This is a genomic window from Affinirhizobium capsici (assembly GCF_977018625.1).
Genome location: NZ_CDRNXD010000002.1, coordinates 280,088 through 299,203 on the forward strand (window position 1 = coordinate 280,088; position 19,116 = coordinate 299,203).

16 protein-coding genes are annotated in these 19,116 nt (G+C 56.6%); 15 read left to right on the top strand and 1 reads right to left on the bottom strand.

The features are described 5' to 3' along the window. Positions 1 to 213 precede the first annotated feature (213 nt). The 15 genes from AC0JZ1_RS01315 to AC0JZ1_RS01385 all read left to right on the top strand — a co-directional run bounded on the left by AC0JZ1_RS01315 (position 214) and on the right by AC0JZ1_RS01385 (position 18,054). Positions 214 to 1,449 carry a thiamine pyrophosphate-dependent enzyme gene (locus tag AC0JZ1_RS01315; protein ID WP_471880639.1) on the top strand — a complete coding sequence of 412 codons (1,236 nt, stop codon included), beginning with the start codon at positions 214 to 216 and terminating at the stop codon, positions 1,447 to 1,449. Position 1,450: 1 nt separating this feature from the next. Then, positions 1,451 to 2,464 (top strand): alpha-ketoacid dehydrogenase subunit beta, encoded by a 1,014-nt coding sequence (locus AC0JZ1_RS01320; protein ID WP_471880640.1) that lies wholly within the window; start codon positions 1,451 to 1,453, stop codon positions 2,462 to 2,464. A 1-nt stretch (position 2,465) separates the two neighbouring features. Further along, entirely contained in the window at positions 2,466 to 3,755 is a 1,290-nt protein-coding gene (locus AC0JZ1_RS01325; protein ID WP_471880641.1) for a dihydrolipoamide acetyltransferase family protein, read from the top strand. 4 nt (positions 3,756 to 3,759) lie between these two features. Further along, positions 3,760 to 5,154 carry a dihydrolipoyl dehydrogenase gene (gene lpdA / locus AC0JZ1_RS01330; protein WP_471880642.1) on the top strand — a complete coding sequence of 465 codons (1,395 nt, stop codon included), beginning with the start codon at positions 3,760 to 3,762 and terminating at the stop codon, positions 5,152 to 5,154. A gap of 17 nt (positions 5,155 to 5,171) precedes the next feature. Then, entirely contained in the window at positions 5,172 to 6,314 is a 1,143-nt protein-coding gene (locus tag AC0JZ1_RS01335) for an acyl-CoA dehydrogenase family protein (RefSeq protein ID WP_471880643.1), read from the top strand. A 30-nt stretch (positions 6,315 to 6,344) separates the two neighbouring features. Next, positions 6,345 to 7,118, top strand: a complete 774-nt coding sequence (locus AC0JZ1_RS01340) for an enoyl-CoA hydratase (protein ID WP_471880644.1) — start codon at positions 6,345 to 6,347, stop codon at positions 7,116 to 7,118. A 101-nt stretch (positions 7,119 to 7,219) separates the two neighbouring features. Further along, a complete protein-coding gene (locus tag AC0JZ1_RS01345) occupies positions 7,220 to 8,368 on the top strand; it encodes an isovaleryl-CoA dehydrogenase (protein WP_471880898.1) in 1,149 nt (382 codons plus the stop codon). A gap of 27 nt (positions 8,369 to 8,395) precedes the next feature. After that, positions 8,396 to 10,000 carry a carboxyl transferase domain-containing protein gene (locus AC0JZ1_RS01350; protein WP_471880645.1) on the top strand — a complete coding sequence of 535 codons (1,605 nt, stop codon included), beginning with the start codon at positions 8,396 to 8,398 and terminating at the stop codon, positions 9,998 to 10,000. A gap of 22 nt (positions 10,001 to 10,022) precedes the next feature. After that, positions 10,023 to 11,975: an acetyl/propionyl/methylcrotonyl-CoA carboxylase subunit alpha gene (locus tag AC0JZ1_RS01355; RefSeq protein WP_471880646.1), complete on the top strand. Its 1,953-nt coding sequence runs from the start codon at positions 10,023 to 10,025 to the stop codon at positions 11,973 to 11,975. Beyond that, positions 11,968 to 12,825, top strand: a complete 858-nt coding sequence (locus tag AC0JZ1_RS01360) for a hydroxymethylglutaryl-CoA lyase (protein WP_471880647.1) — start codon at positions 11,968 to 11,970, stop codon at positions 12,823 to 12,825. Before AC0JZ1_RS01355 ends, AC0JZ1_RS01360 begins: the two co-directional genes overlap by 8 nt. Beyond that, positions 12,822 to 13,616 carry a crotonase/enoyl-CoA hydratase family protein gene (locus tag AC0JZ1_RS01365; RefSeq protein WP_471880648.1) on the top strand — a complete coding sequence of 265 codons (795 nt, stop codon included), beginning with the start codon at positions 12,822 to 12,824 and terminating at the stop codon, positions 13,614 to 13,616. The genes AC0JZ1_RS01360 and AC0JZ1_RS01365 overlap by 4 nt, the downstream gene beginning before the upstream one ends. 8 nt (positions 13,617 to 13,624) lie before the next feature. Then, positions 13,625 to 14,659, top strand: a complete 1,035-nt coding sequence (locus AC0JZ1_RS01370) for an enoyl-CoA hydratase/isomerase family protein (RefSeq protein WP_471880649.1) — start codon at positions 13,625 to 13,627, stop codon at positions 14,657 to 14,659. A gap of 82 nt (positions 14,660 to 14,741) precedes the next feature. Continuing rightward, on the top strand, positions 14,742 to 15,449 hold the full coding sequence (locus AC0JZ1_RS01375; RefSeq protein ID WP_471880650.1) for a FadR/GntR family transcriptional regulator: 708 nt from the start codon (positions 14,742 to 14,744) through the stop codon (positions 15,447 to 15,449). Beyond that, positions 15,450 to 16,649, top strand: a complete 1,200-nt coding sequence (gene uxuA / locus AC0JZ1_RS01380; RefSeq protein WP_471880651.1) for a mannonate dehydratase — start codon at positions 15,450 to 15,452, stop codon at positions 16,647 to 16,649. Position 16,650: 1 nt separating this feature from the next. Next, on the top strand, positions 16,651 to 18,054 hold the full coding sequence (locus AC0JZ1_RS01385) for a mannitol dehydrogenase family protein (RefSeq protein WP_471880652.1): 1,404 nt from the start codon (positions 16,651 to 16,653) through the stop codon (positions 18,052 to 18,054). A gap of 6 nt (positions 18,055 to 18,060) precedes the next feature. Here AC0JZ1_RS01385 and AC0JZ1_RS01390 read toward each other — a convergent pair whose 3' ends face one another. Then, positions 18,061 to 18,990 carry a LysR family transcriptional regulator gene (locus AC0JZ1_RS01390; protein ID WP_471880653.1) on the bottom strand — a complete coding sequence of 310 codons (930 nt, stop codon included), beginning with the start codon at positions 18,988 to 18,990 and terminating at the stop codon, positions 18,061 to 18,063. Positions 18,991 to 19,116 lie beyond the last annotated feature (126 nt).

The window sequence follows — 19,116 nt, forward strand, 5'->3', positions numbered from 1 at the left end:
GCCCTCGGATTGTTTCGAACTATGGCGCAAACGCGCATAACAAAGCGCGGACATTTCGCGGCAGACTGCCATACACTCTCTTCAACAAGCGGAGGTTTTTTCGTCGAGGAGGGCGGAAAAACGATCATGCAAAGCTAGTGCGTCGAGGAGGAGACTTTGCCGCACCAGCTGCCCCCGCTTCATCCCGAATGCACTTCTTTGGAGGAGAAGAACGTGACTTCGCATTGCAAGCTCAATTTTGCGCATCCGCCTGCACGCCCAGGTGAAAAGCCAGATTTTTCTTCTCATGACATTCCTGACGCAGGCACGCTTCCGGTTTTGCCGCTTGATGTGCAGGCCTCGGACTGTATCGACCACGCCAATTCCCTGATCCGCGTTATGAACGAGCAGGGTGAGGCGGTTGGACCCTGGGCAGACTATTTGGGCGAGCCGGACATCGACCTGCTAAGAGCGGGCCTCAAGGATATGATGACATCTCGAACCCTGGATATGCGTATGCTGAATGCGCAGAGACAGGGGAAGATGTCCTTCTACATTCAGGCTGTGGGGGAAGAGGCAATTGCCTGCGGTTTCCAGCGCAATCTGCGAGCAGGGGATATGAACTTTCCCACCTATCGGCAGCAAGGGCTTCTAATCGCTGGCGGCTACCCGTTGGAAAAGCTGATGGGCCAATTTTATTCCAATAGCTTCGACCCTCTGCAAGGACGACAACTGCCAACGCTGCACTCCGCTCGCGACTATGGCTATTTCACCGTGTCTGGCAATCTAGGCACGCAATATGTTCATGCCGTGGGCTGGGCTATGGCCAATGCGCTGACGGCGAAGGATAACGTGACAGTCGGCTGGATCGGTGATGGCTCGACAGCCTCGAACGATTTCCATACAGCCCTGCTGTCGGCCTCGTCCTATTGGCCACCGGTCATCCTCAATGTCGTGAACAACCAGTGGGCTATATCGACCTATACAGGAGTAGCACGGGGCCATGGCCGGACTTATGCCGCCCGCGCGCTTGGCTACGGCATCCCAGCGATCCGTGTGGATGGCAACGATTACCTTGCCGTATTGGCAGTCTCCAAATGGGCAACTGAACGCGTCCGGGCCGGTCACGGCCCTGTCCTCGTCGAGTGGTATACCTATCGTGTGGGTGCGCACTCCTCCTCCGACGATCCAAGCGCTTACCGTGCCAAGGATGAAGCGAAAGAGTGGCCGCTTGGTGACCCCATCGAGAGGTTGAAGCAGCATCTAATCACTGTTGGGGAGTGGAGCGAGGAGCGCCATGTCCAGGCTGAGGCGCAGATATTGGCTGAGGTGGTGGAGATCCAGAAGCGGGTGGAAGCGGCAGGAACTATGATTGATCCGCAGCCCATTCCGGGCGCCAGCATCTTCAAAGGCGTCTATTCGGATATGCCTGAGCATATTCGTCGTCAGCGGCAGGAATCAGGGGTCTGACATGGGCAAGATGACAATGATCGAAGCCTTACGCGATGCCATGGATGTTATGCTCGCGCGCAATCCGAGGGTCGTAATTTTCGGGGAAGATGTCGGCTATTTTGGCGGTGTTTTTCGCTGCACATCCGGACTTCAAAAGAAATACGGTGAAGAACGCGTGTTCGACACGCCAATCAATGAGAGCGCGATCGTCGGCCTTGGCATCGGCATGGCAGCGCAGGGGATGAAGCCTTGCGTGGAAATCCAGTTCGCGGATTACGTTTACCCGGCCTATGACCAGATCACCCAGGAAGCGGCTCGTATCCGCCATCGCTCCAACGAGGATTTTACCTGCCCTATCGTGATCCGTATGCCGACCGGTGGCGGCATTTATGGCGGTCAGACACATAGCCAGAGCCCGGAAGCGCTGTTCACGCATGTGGCGGGTTTGAAGGTGGTGCAGCCTTGTACGCCGTATGATGCGAAAGGCCTCTTGATCTCCGCCATGGAAGGCGACGACCCGGTAATTTTTCTGGAGCCGAAGCGACTTTATAACGGTCCCTTTAACGGAGATCACAAGGCCCCGGCGCAGAACTGGAAAAGCCATGCGTTGGGCGAGGTGCCGGAAGGCCACTATTCCGTTCCCATTGGCAAGGCACGCATTCACCGGGAAGGCGATGCAGTAACAATTCTGACCTACGGCACGATGGTTTTCGTAGCGGAAGCTGCTGTTGAGACGCTCGGTATCGATGCGGAAATCATCGATCTGCGCTCCCTGCTGCCCCTCGATCTGGAAACGATTGAAGCGTCCGTTCGCAAAACCGGTCGCTGTGTGGTGTTGCATGAGGCGACCAAAACCTCTGGTCTGGCGGGGGAAATCATCGCCTGTGTCCAAGAAGCTTGCTTCTATCATCTCGAAGCACCGATCCAGCGCGTTACAGGCTGGGATGCGCCTTATCCACATGCACTCGAATGGGATTATTTCCCGGGCCAAGAGCGCGTGGCCCGCGCTTTGCAAGCAGTGATGGAGGCTTGAGATGGCAATTCGTACAATCAGGCTGCCGGATGTCGGCGAAGGTGTGACTGAGGCCGAACTGACTGAAATTCTCATCAAGGAAGGTGATGTGGTCCGTGAAGACGATCCAATCGCCGCCGTGATGACCGACAAGGCAACCATTGAAATTACCTCTGCCTATAGCGGCAAGGTGATATGGATCGGCGGTGAGGTCGGCAAAAGCATGGCTATTGGTTCGGACCTTGTCCGGATCGAGGATGATGCAAACTCATCAGCACCAATCCTTGAATCCTTGTCTGAAACTCCACTGGTGGAACAGCCTAAAGGGTTGAAGGTAGAAACGAAACAGGTCTGCCCCCTTCAAGATGAGGCGTCGCGACCTGCAGTAGCGGCTTCGAAAGTCTCACCTCCTGCAGCCGCCATTTCTGTTCGGGCGGAAGGCGCGTCAGTTTTGGCGTCGCCAGCGGTGCGGTCGAGAGCAAGGAGCGGGGGCATCGATCTTCGCGCTGTTACCGGGACTGGACCCGCCGGACGCATCACCCATGACGATCTCGACCGCTTGTTCAACCAGGCAGGTTCTGCCGCGCCTGCCCCTGGGAAGGTCACGCACAAGGAAGTGGTGGAAACGGTCAAGGTGGCGGGTCTGCGCAAGATGATCGCCAAGCGCATGAGTGAGGCCAATGCCGCTATTCCGCACATTACCGTTGTGGAAGAAGTTGACGTTACCGAACTCGAGGCGCTTCGCGCCAAACTCAACGAGACGAGGGGTGACAAGCCGAAGCTCACGCTTTTGCCCTTGATGGCTGCAGCGCTCGTGAAGGCCAAGGACAGCTGCCCCAAGATTTTTGCGCGCTATGACGACGAGGCGGAAGAGGTTCACTACTCAAGCGCCGTTCATATCGGCATCGCCACCATGACGGATGCTGGCCTGATGGTACCGGTGTTGCGGGATGCGCAATCGGCAGGACTTTTTGAAATTGCTTCAGAATTGACGCGCCTTTCAGAGGCCTGCCGCACGGGCAAGGCCAAGCGGGAGGAGCTTTCCGGCTCAACCATCACCATCACCTCTCTGGGGCCCCTAGGAGCGATTGCCACGACGCCGATTATCAATAAGCCGGAAGTTGCCATCCTTGGCGTCAACCGCATGGCGGTTCGACCAAGCTGGAACGGCAGCGCCTTCGTACCGCGCACCATGATGAATATATCGGCCAGCTTCGACCATCGTATCATTGACGGATGGGACGCAGCGGTCTTCGTTCAGAGAATGAAGACCCTTCTCGAAACGCCAGCACTGATCTTCATGAAGGACTGACGGAATGACTGATCTTTCATGCAAAGTTCTGGTGCTTGGAGCCGGTCCAGGTGGCTACGTCTGCGCCATCCGTTGTGGTCAGTCGGGACTTGATACCATCATTGTGGAGAAGGCTGCACCCGGTGGAACCTGCCTGAATGTGGGCTGCATCCCGTCCAAGGCATTGATCCATGCGGCAGAGCAGTTTCATTCGGTGAAAGCCGCAGCGGAGGGCCATTCGGCACTTGGAATTACCACCAATCAACCTGCCATTGATCTTGCAAAGACAGTGGCCTGGAAGGATGGCGTGGTGAAGCAACTCACCGGTGGCGTGTCCGGTTTGCTGCGCAAGGCAGGTGTGCGCAAAGTCGAGGGCACGGCCAGAATTCTAGACGGTAAAAGCGTAGAAGTCGAAACTGCGGACGGCTTGGTGCGTATTGGTTGCGAGAACCTGATCGTTGCTACGGGGTCTCGAGCAATCGAACTGCCGTCTCTACCCTTTGGTGACAATATTCTATCTTCTACAGAAGCGCTTTCCCTCACGGAGATGCCGAAAAGCCTTGCCGTGGTAGGTGGAGGCTATATCGGGCTGGAAATCGGCACTGCTTACGCCAAGCTAGGCGTAAAGGTCTCCGTATTCGAAGCGCAGTCACATATTCTGCCGCAATATGATGAGGAGCTTTCAAAGCCAGTTTTGGCGCGGTTGAAGGCTCTTGGGATAATGGTGCATCTGGGTGCAGTTGCCGAGAACTACGACCCGACGACCCGGATGCTGACGACGCGAATGAACGGTCAACAACATCAAACGGAGGCGGAAAAAATACTTGTGACTGTGGGCCGCAAGCCGGCCCTGGATGAGGCAGCCGTCAATGTGTTGGGCCTCGATATGAACGGCCGCTACCTTCGCATCGACCAAAAATGCCGCACCTCCATGCGTGGGGTCTATGCCATTGGGGATGTAACAGGTGAACCTATGCTGGCGCATCGTGCCATGGCGCAAGGCGAGATCGTCGCGGACGTTCTGGCGGGGCATGATGTAGTTTGGGATAAGCGTGCCATGCCCGCAGTCTGCTTCACAGACCCGGAGCTAGTTGTGGTCGGCCTTCTGCCGGATCAGGCGAAAGCAGCAGGTCATGATGTTCAATCCGCCCTCTATCCGCTTCGCGCCAATGGCCGGGCTCTGACGCTGGAGCGTCAGGATGGTTTCGTGCGCATTGTGCATGAGCGCCAGTCCGGCCTTGTGCTTGGTATTCAGGCAGTCGGTGCAGGATTTGCGGAAATGGCCGGTGAGTTTTCGCTCGCTATCGAAATGTGCGCGACGGTGACCGACATAGCCGCTACGGTCCACGCGCATCCGACACTGGGAGAGACCGTTCAGGAAGCAGCGCTGATGGGTTTGGGAAAAGCCCTGCACGCTTGACATGATAAGGAATTGACATGGATTTTTCGTTGTCTGAGGAACAGATTGCCATTCGCGAAATGGCCGAGAGCTTCGCGTCGGAGCAGATCGCGCCAAATGCTGTAGAATGGGATCAGAACCGGCACTTTCCTGTGGATGTGATCGTTCAAGCTGCGAGCCTCGGCCTCGGCGGTATCATGGTGTCGGAAGAATTCGGCGGCTCCGGCCTCGGCCGTGTGGAGGCCGTTCTGGTTTATGAGGCGCTTGCGAAAGGTTGCCCCGCCATTTCGGCCTATCTCTCCATCCACAACATGGTTGCCAGCATGATCAACAAGCATGGCAGCGCGTCACAGAAGCAAAGCTACCTGCCGCGTCTTTGCGCTGGGGAACTCTTGGCCTCCTATTGCTTGACGGAGCCAGCTTGCGGTTCCGACGCTGCGGCGCTGACGACCCGTGCCGAGAGGGATGGTGAAGCCTACGTCCTCAGTGGGCAGAAGATGTTTATCTCAGGCGCAGGTTCGACCGATCTTTACGTCGTCATGGCTCGCACTGGTGGTCCCGGTGCCAAAGGTATTTCAGCATTTTTAGTCGAGAAAGATGCGGAAGGCCTGTCTTTTGGCGCCAATGAGAAGAAAATGGGATGGAGCGCCCAGCCAACCCGCACCGTCATGCTGGACCGGGTTAAGGTATCCGCTGATGCCATGCTGGGACCGGAAGGTGCTGGCTTCAAGCTTGCCATGGAAGCGTTGGATGGCGGGCGCACGTCAATCGCGGCCTGCTCGCTGGGCGGTGCTCAATCTGCTTTTGATAAGGCGCTGGCCTACACGAACGAGCGCAAGGCTTTTGGGCAAAAACTCAGCGAATTTCAGGCCTTGCAATTTACGTTGGCGGAAATGGCCATTGATCTGGAAGTCTCCCGCACCTTCCTGTGGCGGGCAGCGCACGCGCTGGATGCTGGCAGTAACGAGGCAACGCGGCTTTGCGCCATGGCCAAGAAGCATGTGACCGACGCTGGTTTTGAGGTTGCCAATCGCGCGCTGCAACTTCACGGTGGCTACGGCTATCTTGCGGATTATGGGGTGGAAAAGATCGTGCGCGATCTGCGCGTTCACCAGATCCTAGAGGGCACGAATGAGATCATGCGGTTAATTGTGGCTCGATCGGTTTTAGCCGAAGCCTGAGATTGCCACACGCAACGGAGGACCAATTTTATGAGCTATCAGACACTTCTAACCGAAAAGCGCGATAATGTTCTATTGGTTCGACTGAACCGCCCGGAAGCACTGAATGCGCTCAATTCTACCGTGGCGCAGGAATTGATTGCCGTGAGCGCGCAAGCCGATGCGGATGAGAGCATCGGCTGCCTCGTGTTGACCGGCAGCGAGAAAGCGTTTGCGGCAGGGGCTGATATCAAGGAAATGCAGCCACTGACGTTTCAAGATGTTGCGGTGACTGACAAGTTTGCCGAATGGTCGCTCTTTACAGGGCGTCGCAAGCCAATCATCGCTGCGGTTGCAGGCTACGCGCTGGGTGGTGGTTGTGAGCTTGCCATGATGTGCGATTTCATTCTGGCAGCTGATAGCGCCAAGTTCGGTCAACCGGAAATCAAGCTCGGCACCATCCCTGGCATGGGCGGCTCCCAGCGCTTGACCCGCTTTGTCGGCAAATCCAAAGCGATGGATATGGTTTTGACAGGTCGCATGATGGATGCCGCCGAGGCAGAACGCTGCGGCCTCGTATCTCGTGTGATCCCGGCAGCGGAACTGGTGGAAGAGGCGGTGAAGGTTGCCGCGGTCATTGCTTCTATGTCTCAGCCCGTTGCGGCGATGGCCAAGGAAGCCGTTAACCGTGCCTTTGAGACCACTTTGACGGAAGGTCTGATCGCGGAGAGACGCCTGTTCCACTCCACCTTCGCCCTGGATGATCGCAGCGAAGGCATGGCCGCTTTTGTGGAGCGCAGAACGCCGGACTTCAAGAACCGCTGAAGCTCTGAGCCACAGCCGTCAGTCGGTTCTTCGTGAGCCGACTGACGGAACAGCAATAGACATACGATCTTTGGGAGGAGATTGCTGTGTTTCATTCCAGCATGACATTCGATCTGGGCGAAGATATCGCTGCTCTGCGTGAGACGGTTCACGCCTGGGCTCAAGAGCGAGTAAAGCCCATGGCGGCGGAGCTTGATCGCAGCAACAGCTTTCCCAATGAACTGTGGAAGGACATGGGTGAGCTCGGGCTCCTCGGCATTACTGTGGGTGAGGAGTTCGGTGGTGCTGGCATGGGTTATCTGGCCCATACCGTGGCAGTGGAAGAGATTGCTCGCGCATCGGCATCTGTAAGCCTGTCCTATGGTGCGCATTCCAACCTCTGCGTCAATCAGATCAAGCTCAACGGTTCTGAGGCGCAGAAGCAGAAGTATCTGCCAGCGCTTATCTCCGGTGAGCATGTAGGTGCCTTGGCGATGTCAGAACCGTCAGCCGGTTCAGACGTGGTGTCGATGAAGCTGCGGGCTACCAAGCGAAACGGCTATTATGTTTTGAAGGGCAACAAATACTGGATCACCAACGGCCCGGATGCCGATACGCTCGTGGTTTACGCCAAAACCGCCCCAGAGGCGGGATCGAAGGGAATTACCGCCTTCATCGTTGAGAAGAGCATGAAGGGCTTTTCCACCAGTCCTCATTTCGACAAGGTCGGAATGCGTGGCTCCAACACGGCAGAGCTCATCTTCGATGATGTTGAAGTTCCATTTGAGAATGTTCTGGGCGAGGAAGGCCGCGGCGTTCGTGTGCTCATGTCCGGTCTCGATTATGAGCGCGTGGTGCTTTCCGGCATCGGTCTCGGCATCATGGCGGCCTGCCTGGATGAGGTCCTGCCCTACGTGGCAAGCCGGGAACAATTCGGCCAGCCGGTTGGCAATTTCCAGCTCATGCAGGGCAAGATTGCCGATATGTATGTCGCGCTCAATACGTCTCGCGCCTATGTCTACGAAGTGGCAAAGGCTTGCGATCGCGGGCAGGTGACGCGGCAGGATGCAGCGGGGGCCGTGCTTTATGCAAGCGAACAGGCCATGGTTCAGGCGCATCAGGCGGTGCAGGCGCTGGGCGGCGCTGGTTACCTGAATGACAGCGCGGTCAGCCGCCTTTTCCGGGATGCAAAGCTGATGGAAATCGGCGCAGGCACGTCTGAAATCCGGCGCATGCTGATCGGTCGCGAGTTGATGGCAGCAATGCCCTGACGCGAGGAAGAGCGGCAGGAGGAGCCGATGAAATTAAAATCCCAACACATTGCCAGATCGGAGAGCGCGAAGAAAAATCGCACCCGGCATCTTGCTATGCTGGAGACCATCCGTGCTGCTGCAGCCTTTGCCGCAGAAGGCGGTGGAGCAGAGGCACGCAGCCGCCATGTCTCGCGAGGTAAAATGCTGCCTCGCGAGCGAGTGGCAAATCTCCTTGATGTCGGCTCGCCTTTCCTTGAAATCGGCGCCACCGCAGCTTTCGGAATGTACGGCGATGCCGCCCCCTCTGCCGGGCTGATTGCTGGCGTTGGACGGGTCGAGGGACAGGACGTGATGGTCGTTGCCAATGATGCGACCGTGAAGGGCGGCACCTATTATCCCATGACCGTAAAGAAGCATCTTCGCGCTCAGGAAATCGCAGAGGCCTGTAACCTGCCCTGCATTTATCTGGTGGATAGCGGAGGGGCCAATCTTCCCAATCAGGATGAGGTTTTCCCGGATCGCGAACATTTTGGGCGCATCTTTTATAATCAGGCACAGATGAGCGCGAAAGGGATCGCGCAGATCGCGGTCGTCATGGGATCGTGCACGGCTGGTGGTGCATATGTGCCAGCCATGTCCGATGTCTCGATTATCGTTCGTGACCAAGGCACGATCTTCCTGGCGGGGCCGCCACTCGTCAAAGCCGCCACGGGCGAAGTGGTGAGTGCAGAAGATCTAGGTGGGGGCGATGTGCACACGCGCCTTTCCGGCGTTGCGGATTATCTGGCAGAGGATGACGCCCATGCGCTGGCTTTGGCACGGCGTGCTGTTGCCAACTTAAACCGGATGAAGCCTTCCAGTGTTCAGTGGGCAACGCCGGAAGAGCCAGCCTATGATCCGGCTGAAATGTTCGATGTGGTTCCAGCAGATCAACGCACACCCTACGACATTCGCGAAGTCATTGCCCGCATTGTTGATGGCAGCCGGTTTGATGAATTCAAGGCACGGTTTGGCGAAACCTTGGTCACTGGCTTTGCCCATGTGCTGGGTTGTCCGATTGGCATTGTTGCTAATAACGGCGTGCTGTTTTCCGAAAGTGCTCAGAAGGGTGCGCACTTCGTGGAGCTTTGCTCACAGCGTGGCATTCCGCTGGTGTTCCTGCAAAACATCACCGGCTTTATGGTTGGTCGGAAATACGAGAATGAAGGCATTGCGCGCCATGGCGCCAAAATGGTGACCGCCGTTGCCACGACCTCAGTTCCGAAAATTACTATGCTCGTTGGTGGCTCCTTCGGTGCTGGCAATTATGGCATGGCTGGCCGTGCTTTCTCACCGCGTTTTCTCTGGACCTGGCCCAATTCCCGCATCTCTGTGATGGGTGGGGAGCAAGCGGCTGGCGTTTTGGCAACTGTGCGCCGCGAGGGCATTGAGCGGAAAGGCGGTCAATGGACTGCCGATGAGGAGGCGGCGTTCAAGAAGCCGACACTCGACATGTTCGAGGAACAGAGCCATCCGCTCTATGCCTCAGCCCGGCTCTGGGATGACGGTATCATCGATCCACGCCGCACGCGCGACGTGCTGGCACTTTCCCTTTCCGCCAGCCTGAACGCGCCGATTGAAGAAACGCGCTTCGGCCTTTTCAGAATGTAACGCGCGAGCGGGAGAGCTTCAGATGTTTCGCAAGATCCTGATTGCCAATCGCGGGGAAATTGCCTGCCGTATTATCAAAACTGCGCGTCAACTAGGCGTCGCGACCGTCGCCGTTTATTCTGATGCGGATCGGCTTGCCATGCACGTCACGGCGGCGGATGAGGCCGTGCACATCGGTGGTTCGGCACCGAGGGATAGCTACCTCAATGGCCCGGCCATTATTGATGCCGCGCTGAAAACCGGGGCGGAGGCCATACATCCCGGCTATGGCTTTTTGTCGGAAAATCCGGATTTCGTTGATGCTTTGGCCGCGGCTGGCCTCATCTTCATCGGTCCATCTGCCTCGGCCATTCGCGCCATGGGGCTCAAGGATGCGGCCAAGGTTCTGATGGAAGAGTCGGGTGTGCCTGTCGTTCCCGGCTATCATGGCGAGCGTCAGGACCCAGATTTCCTGCACATGCAGGCGGAAAGGATCGGTTATCCGGTTTTGATCAAGGCCGTGGCGGGTGGCGGCGGCAAGGGCATGCGTCGGGTGGATGAGCCTTCCGCATTCACGGAGGGCCTGCGTGCAGCAAAGGCCGAAGCGGCGAACGCCTTTGGCAATGATGCCGTGCTGATTGAAAAATGTGTCGCCTCGCCAAGACACATCGAGGTTCAGGTCTTTGGCGATGGGGCGGATGCCGTCCATTTGTTCGAGCGCGATTGTTCCCTTCAGCGACGCCACCAAAAGGTCGTCGAAGAGGCGCCGGCTCCGGGCATGACGGCTGAAATGCGTGAGGCCATGGGTTCAGCCGCAGTGCGAGCCGCGAAAGCGATTGGCTATTCCGGTGCTGGCACCATTGAGTTCATTGTTGACGGGTCGGAAGGGCTACGGCCAGACCGCTTCTGGTTCATGGAAATGAACACACGACTGCAGGTGGAGCATCCTGTCACGGAAGCTATCACCGGGCTAGACCTCGTGGAATGGCAGTTACGTGTGGCCAGCGGTGAGCCGTTGCCCCTGAAGCAGGAGCAAATCCAACTCCACGGCCATGCGTTTGAAGCGCGTCTTTACGCTGAAGACGTTCCGGCCGGGTTTCTGCCCGCGACCGGCAAACTTGCGCATTTGCAATTTCCATCAAACTGCCGCGCCGATACAGGGGTGGGAACAGGCGACACGATCTCCCCTTGGTACGATCCAATGATCGCCAAGATCATTACCCATGGCGCAACACGCGATATCGCTCTGGCTAAATTGTCCCGCGCTTTGGAGGAAACTCAAGTCGCCGGTACTGTCACCAACCTCACCTTTCTCACGGCACTTTCGCGCCATCGCGGCTTTCGGACAGGCATTGTCGATACCGGCCTCATTGGACGCGATCTGGATTTTCTGCTGGGCGAGAACTCAAATCCAGGTTTGGAGGCAGCCATGATGGCCAAGGCGGCCCTACATGCCGCCAAACTGCCCGACGACCCTTTGGCAGGTTTTTCTCTTTGGCAGCCGCTGCGGCAAAGCATTTGGTTGGAACGCAGGGACGAGGTTCTCCCGGTCTTCTTGACATTCCTCACGACAGATAAATGCCAGGTACACGTGAGAGAGCACAGCTTTACAGCGATAAGAACAGGTTCTGAATGGCGCATGGAAGGCGAGCCGGATCTGTCTGTAGTGGAAGCAAATGGCATACACGTCTTTGCCGCCGGTCGCAGTGTGAGTGTTCAACTGCATGATCCGCTGCAACGCGAAACCGCGGGAGGAAAAGGCAGCGATGTGACGCTCGCACCCATGCCAGGTCTTGTAAGAGTAATATCGGTGGAGGTTGGGCAGGCTGTTAAGGCTGGTGATCCTCTATGTATTCTGGAAGCGATGAAGATGGAGCATACGCTGCGGGCATCGCGTGACGGCACAGTCGCGGAGGTGCTGGTCAGCGAAGGTGTGCAAATCGCGGCTGGCGATCCGCTCGTTCGTCTGGAAGCGGAAGAGAACATTAATGGCTGAGCAAGTCGAAATCTATGAGGTCGGCCCTCGTGACGGGCTGCAGAACGAACCTGATTGGATTGCAACAGACGACAAGCTCACGCTGATTACAAAGCTCGCCGGGTGCGGGTTTCGGCGCATCGAAGCGACGAGCTTCGTCAGCCCGAAATGGGTGCCCCAAATGGCGGATGCGGCGCAAGTGATGGCAGGTGTCCCGCGTCGCCATGGTCTGTCCTACGCGGCGCTTGCGCCGAACAATAAGGGCTATAAGGCAGCAAAATTGGCCAAAGTGGATGAGGTAGCCATTTTTGTCTCGGCATCCGAAGGCTTTAGCCGTGCAAACCTCAACGCTACTATTGCTGAAAGCATCGAAAGGCTGGAACCTGTGGCTGAAGCCGCTATCGCCGATGGTGTAAAGCTGCGCGGCTATGTGTCGGTCGTAGTTGATTGCCCCTTCGATGGCCCTGTTCCGCCACATCAAGTCGCAGGCGTGGTCAACCGGCTTCTGGCTCTCGGTTGTCACGAAATCTCGCTCGGTGAGACTTTGGGACGTGCAAGGCCTGAGGCAGTGAAAGCGATGCTGGAAGCCGTTCTTGGCTCTGCGCCGCCGCATATTCTGGCTGGCCATTTTCACGATACAGGCGGCATGGCACTGTCCAATATCGATGTCGCGCTCGATGCAGGCCTGCGAGTATTCGATGCCTCCATCGGCGGGCTCGGTGGATGCCCTTATGCACCAGGTGCGGCTGGCAATGTTGCGACCGAGGCTGTGGCCAGACATCTGCATTCTCTAGGGTTTGAAACCGGACTGGATCTCGACCTACTCGATGAAACAGCCAGATACGCGAGAAGGCTACGGAGAATGCCATGACGAATACCATTAAGGTTGAGGTCGATTATCGCGGCATTGTATTGCTCACTCTCAGCCGTCCAGAGAAGCGAAACGCGCTTTCTGCCGAAATGATTGCGGAACTTTCCGATTTTGCGAACAAGGCAGTTGGAGAGCACGATTGGCGGGCAGTTATTTTGTCCGGCGCGGGGGATGTGTTTTGTGCTGGCGGCGACCTGGAATGGATGCGCCAGCAAATGGGTGCAGACCGTCAGACGCGAATGTTGGAAGCGCGCAAGCTGGCAACCATGCTGAACCTCCTGAACAGCCTGCCTTTGCCGTTAATTGGAGCTGTCCACGGTAGCGCCTTCGGTGGTGGGGTTGGCATGGCATCAGTGTGCGATGTTGTTTTCGCCAGCCCGGAATGCCTTTTTGGGCTGACCGAAACGCGGCTGGGTATTATTCCAGCCACCATCGGGCCTTATGTGCTTGCCCGATTGGGCGAGGGACGCGCGCGCCGCATCTTCATGTCTGCCAGGCGTTTCACAAGTGCTGAGGCCGTCGAGTTAGGCTTGGTTTCCCGTGTGGTGGAAAGATCTGGCCTTATGGCTGCGGCGCAGCAGGAGGCGGAGTGTTATCTGGCGACTGCGCCCGGTGCCGTTGCAACGGCAAAGGCGTTAGCGCGGTCGCTTTCTCGCTCGCTTGATCCCGATCGCATTGAGGAAAGCATCACAGCCTTGGCGAATACTTGGGAGCAAGAGGAGGCTCGAGAAGGCGTGGCGGCCTTCTTCGAGAAACGCAAACCCGTTTGGGACCGTTCGAATAAAGGATGATGAAGGACATGGATATGAGCAATTCCGATCTGACGGTGCGCGTCGAAGGACGAGTTGGCTATATTACGCTGACCCGTGCCAAGGTACTAAATGCGGTCAACCAGACAATTGTATCCGTGATGACGCAAGCGCTGACACGCTGGGCAACCGACCCGCAGATCAGCATGGTCATGATCGATTCAGATTTTGAACGCGCCTTCTCTGCCGGCGGCGATCTGAGCGCCATGTATCACTACGGCAAAACAGGTGAGTATGAGGCAGGCAATGCCTTCTGGCGGGAGGAATATTGCCTCAATGCCATGATCGCCCGCTACCCTAAGCCCTATGTCGCTTTCATGGATGGCATCGTTATGGGCGGCGGCGTGGGGCTATCCGCGCATGGGTCGCATCGCATCGTGACAGAACATTCCATAGTTGCCATGCCGGAAGCTGGCATTGGTCTTATCACCGACGTAGGCGGCACATATCTATTGAATCAGGCTCCGGGCCACGTTGGGGAATATCTCGGTCTCACCGGTACGCGCATGAATGGGGCGGATGCGATCCACGCCAACATGGCTGATTACCTCGTTCCGCGTGAGCGTTTGAACGAGCTAAAGGCACAACTCATTGCCACAGGCGATGTTCGGGAGATTGAAAAGTTCGCTGTGAAAGATGCTCAATCGCCACTCGCAGAACTTCAGCCAAAGATAGATGCCGTCTTCGCAGCCGACACCATCCAGGACATACGCAAGGGATTGTCCAATGTTTCAGAAGAGTGGGCGCGCAAGGCTGAGGACGTCATCGCTAAGGCTTCCCCCATCTCTCTGCTGACGATTCTTGAAGCTGTTCGTCACGCTGATACGCTGGAAGTTGCCCTTCAGCATGAATACCGCTTCGTCTCGCGTGTGTTGGAGCATGGCGATTTTGTTGAAGGCATTCGTGCGGTGATCATCGATAAGGACCGGAACCCAAAGTGGCGCTACTCCCAAGTTGAAGATGTGCCACAGGATCTGCTCCATCTTTTTGCCGCGCCAGTCGATGGCGGCGATCCAGTCTTTTGAAGCAATGTTTTATTGACACCCGCCGCCAATACCTCTTAGTTGGAATTGGTCAGACAATCTGACCAAGTAACAGGAGGCGAGGATGTTCGTAGCACTGGAGCCGCGCCGGCTGTATCGACAGGTTGCGGAACAGATTCGGGGCCTGATCGAAACAGGTGAGCTAAAGCCAGGTACTCGGCTCCCGCCGGAGCGGGAGCTGGCAGAGCGGTTTGCGATCTCCCGTCCGACAGTGCGTGAAGCACTGATCGTTCTGGAGGTTGAAGGCCATATCCAGATACGCATGGGCTCTGGAGTCTATGTTAGTCAGCGCCCCGCTAGACAAATTATTGAAGTGTCCGCGGAAGATGAGGCAAGCGGCCCTTTTGAAGTTTTGCAAGCTCGGTGCCTGATAGAAAGCGGGATAGCCGAGGAAGCTGCCCGTGTCGCTACGGCTGACGCTATTGCAAAGTTGGATGCCAACCTCAGCCGGATGGAGGAGGTGCTGGACGATTCAGTGGCGGCATTAGGCTGCGACCGTGAGTTTCACACCGCCATTGCGGACATGCTTGGAAACTCTGCGCTCAACCACTTTACCGGCTTGATCTACGATTGGCGCATGTCCCCATATTTCAAGAAACTCGCCAGCTATTTTGAAGGCCCGCACACCTGGAAGTCGGCCCTGGACGAACATCGCCTCATTCGAGACGCGATTGCGACCGGCGACCCTATCGCGGCGCGTGAAGCTATGCGCTCTCACCTGACGCTTGCACAAAAGAGGTTTTCGGAAAGCTTCGGCGAGGACGCAAAGTAGATGAGACATACTTGGCGCTGGTTTGGACCGATCGATAAAGTCAGCGTGCGCGATGCTGCACAGGCTGGCGCAAAAGGCATTGTTAGTGCACTGCATCACATCGCTACGGGCGATGTTTGGCCGGATGAGGAGATTGCCAGGCGCCACGAGGAGATCCGCCAGGGCGGGCTTGTGTGGGACGTAGTAGAGAGCGTTCCGGTCTCGGAGGCAATCAAGACTCAGACAGGCGATTGGAAGAACCACATCCTGAACTGGCAGGAGACATTGCGGCGGCTTTCAAGGTCCGGCATTGAAACTGTCTGCTATAACTTCATGCCAGTGCGGGATTGGACGCGAACCGATTTGCGTTGGGACACACGCCATGGCGCGAAAGCCATGCGGTTTGATCTAACAGAATTTGCGGCCTTTGACCTCTATATTCTGAAACGCCCGGGCGCTTTGGAAGACTATTCGGAAATGCTGCGCGAAAAGGCAGCTCGTTCTTTTTCTGCAATGTCTGATGCCAAGATTGCTGCGCTGGCCAAAAATATCGGTGCAGGCTTGCCTGGATCGGCGGATGGCTACACGCTCGATCAGTTGCGGGAAAAACTCCTCATCTATGAGGGTATCAAGCGTGAGCGCTTGCAGCAAAATCTGGTGGATTTTCTGACCGAAGTAGCACCCGTTGCGGAGCAGGTCGGCATCAATATATGCGCTCATCCAGATGATCCGCCGTGGCCGCTGCTCGGTCTTCCGCGTATCCTCTCCACAGCAGATGACTATGCTTATATGCTGGGACAGGTCAACAGTCGGGCCAATGGAATGACCTTCTGTACCGGCTCACTCGGTGCACGCGCGGATAATGATTTGCCAGCGATGGTGCGGCGTTTCGCTGATCGAATTCATTTCGTGCATTTGCGCAATGTCACGCGCGATATGGATGATCTTCCCTGCTCCTTTTTTGAGGATGAGCATCTGGAAGGCGGCACGGATATGGTCGCAGTCATTGCCGAATTGCTGAGAGAAGAAGCGCGCAGGCGCAAGCTTGGTCGTGCCGACCATCAAATCCCTATGCGACCCGACCATGGGCAGGAAATTCTGGACGATGTCATGCGGGATGCGCAGCCGGGTTATCCGGCCATTGGCCGCTTGAAGGGGCTTGCTGAGCTACGCGGAATAGAGCGGGCGCTAGCGCATCCGCAATTTAGATTGAGGAACTGAAATGCAAAGATTATCCAATGCGGCGGCTGTTTCCCCGGAAGTCCGTCAGCCAGCATATGATCGTCAGAAACTTGCGCCCGGCATTGTCCATCTCGGTCTTGGCGCTTTTCACCGGGCACATCAGGCGGTTTATACGCAGCGCGCTTTGGAGGCCGAATTTGGGCCTTGGGGCATCGTCGCGGTCAACCTTCGTTCACCAGAACCCGTTGAAGCCCTCAAGGAGCAGGATGGGCTTTATTCTCTCACGGTGCGCAGCGAGGCTGGGGATAGTTCTGAGATTATCGGTGCAACAGTCGATTGGATTTGCGCGGCAACCGATAGAAAGCGAGTGCTAGAATATCTGGCCTGCCCTGAGATCCAAGTTGTTACCATGACGGTATCGGAAAAAGCCTACGGTCTCGACGCTGTTTCTGGAGGGTTGGATCGCAACCACCCATCCGTAAGGGCTGATCTTGCCGCGCCGGAAGCTCCTGTCGGCGTGTTGGGGTTTCTAGTGGAGGGCCTTGCGCGCCGCAGACAAGCGGGTCTTCGCCCCTTTACGGTTCTGTGCTGTGACAACCTGCCTTCCAATGGCAGGGTTGTTCGCCGTCTGGTTCTGGAAATGGCAAAGGAGCGGGACGAGGCGCTGGCCGATTGGATTGCGAGGGAAGGCGCATTTCCCTGCTCGATGGTTGACCGAATTGTGCCAGCCGCGACGGATGAAACCCGCCAACGTGCAGAAACGCTTTTAGGCGTTGCAGATGCACTCGCGCTTGATACAGAGCCCTTCCTTCAATGGGTGATCGAAGATCACTTCGTCGATGGTCGGCCCGCTTGGGAGGCGGGAGGAGCTATTTTTGCGCAGAATGTCGAGCCGTATGAAAAGATGAAGTTGCGGCTGCTGAACGGTGCCCATACCCTTCTCGCCCATTTGGGCATCCTAGCAAACCTTGAGTATATTCGCGATGTCATGGCCGTTCCCGAACTGGCGGCTAAGGCGAGGCAACACATGGAAGAAGTGGTCAGCACCCTCGACCCTGTGCCGGGCATAAACATTCCTGCCTATATTGAGGAGCTTCTGGCCCGCTTTTCGAATCCCACGATTGCCCACCGCAACATCCAAATTTCTCTCGATACAACGCAGAAACTACCCCAGCGTCTGCTGATGCCTGCTGTGGATGCCTTGGCGAGTGGAGAGGCGGGGGCGGCGACAGCCTATGCGGTTGGCGTGTGGATGGCAGCCGTGCGCAAGCGCGGCGATTGTGATGACCCGCGTCGTGAGCAGGTGCTTGAGGCAGTATCAAGAATGGAGAAAGCAGATCCGTCAGCGCCCTTCTTCGCAATTCCTGGCCTTTTCCCCGATATCCTTTCCAGTTCAATGCTTTGGCGAGAGAAGGTCAACCAGGCTATCCTCCAGAATTGGTAGGGTATCTCAGATCTTACGGCGGCTCTGATTCAGGCCATTGCATAGGAAGTGATCCTGATCGGCGGCAACGATGTCCCGCAGGAAACTGATCATGGAGCGGATGCGGCCCGACTGCACAAGATCGTTGTGACAAACCAGCCAATAGTGCCGGTCCAGTTTCAATTGGGACAGAACGGGCTGTAGCTCCGAGTATTGGCGAGCGATGAAAAAAGGCAGTACGCAAAGGCCAAGCCCGTTACGGGTGGCTGTCAACTGCGCAAAAATGCTGGAGCTCTGAAGGCCCGGTTGGATTTTGGGGTGAATATCACCCAGGTAATCAAGGCCCGGCGCAAAAATCATGTCCTGAATATAACCGATGAACTTATGATGAAGCAGTTCTTCCCGGCTCTGCGGCGCGCCATGTCGCGTCAAATATTCATTGCTCGCGTAGATTTGCAGAGCATAATCTGTCAGCTTCTCGACATGGTACGGACCAGCCTTCGGAGGATCGAGCACTACCGCCAGATCAGCCTCTTTTTTGGAGAGAGCCATGATCTGCTGGATCGTCACCAGTTCCAGCGCCATGTTTGGGTGCCGCTCCGTGAGCTGACCGAAACGCCGCGCGAGGAAGAAATTGGAAAACCCTTCAGGTGCCGAAAGTCGCACGACGCCCTGCTGAGCCGGCCCGCTTCCGGCCAGTTCAGCCTGAAGACGTTCTGTCTCCTGCTCAACACGTTCTGCCGTTTCCACGAATCGCTGCCCAACCTGCGTCAAAACATAGCCGCGGGGATTGCGCTCGAAGAGCTTGATCTTCAGCGCAAACTCCAGTCGGTCGATGCGACGGGACACGGTTGCATGACTTGTCCTCAGTTTCTTTGCAGCCGTAGAGAGTTGCCCGGAACGCGCAACAGCCAGAAAAAACTGCAGATCGTCCCAGGTGAAATGGGGCTTGTTCATCCGTCCTCCTCCAGTTCTGTTCAAAAACGAACAGAGCCTGTTTGAAATTATTCCGCTCAATTGCTTGCGCAAGCGGATTTTTAAGAGAAACTTGAAGTCCTGTGCGTGGACTTTGAGGAGGGTTCA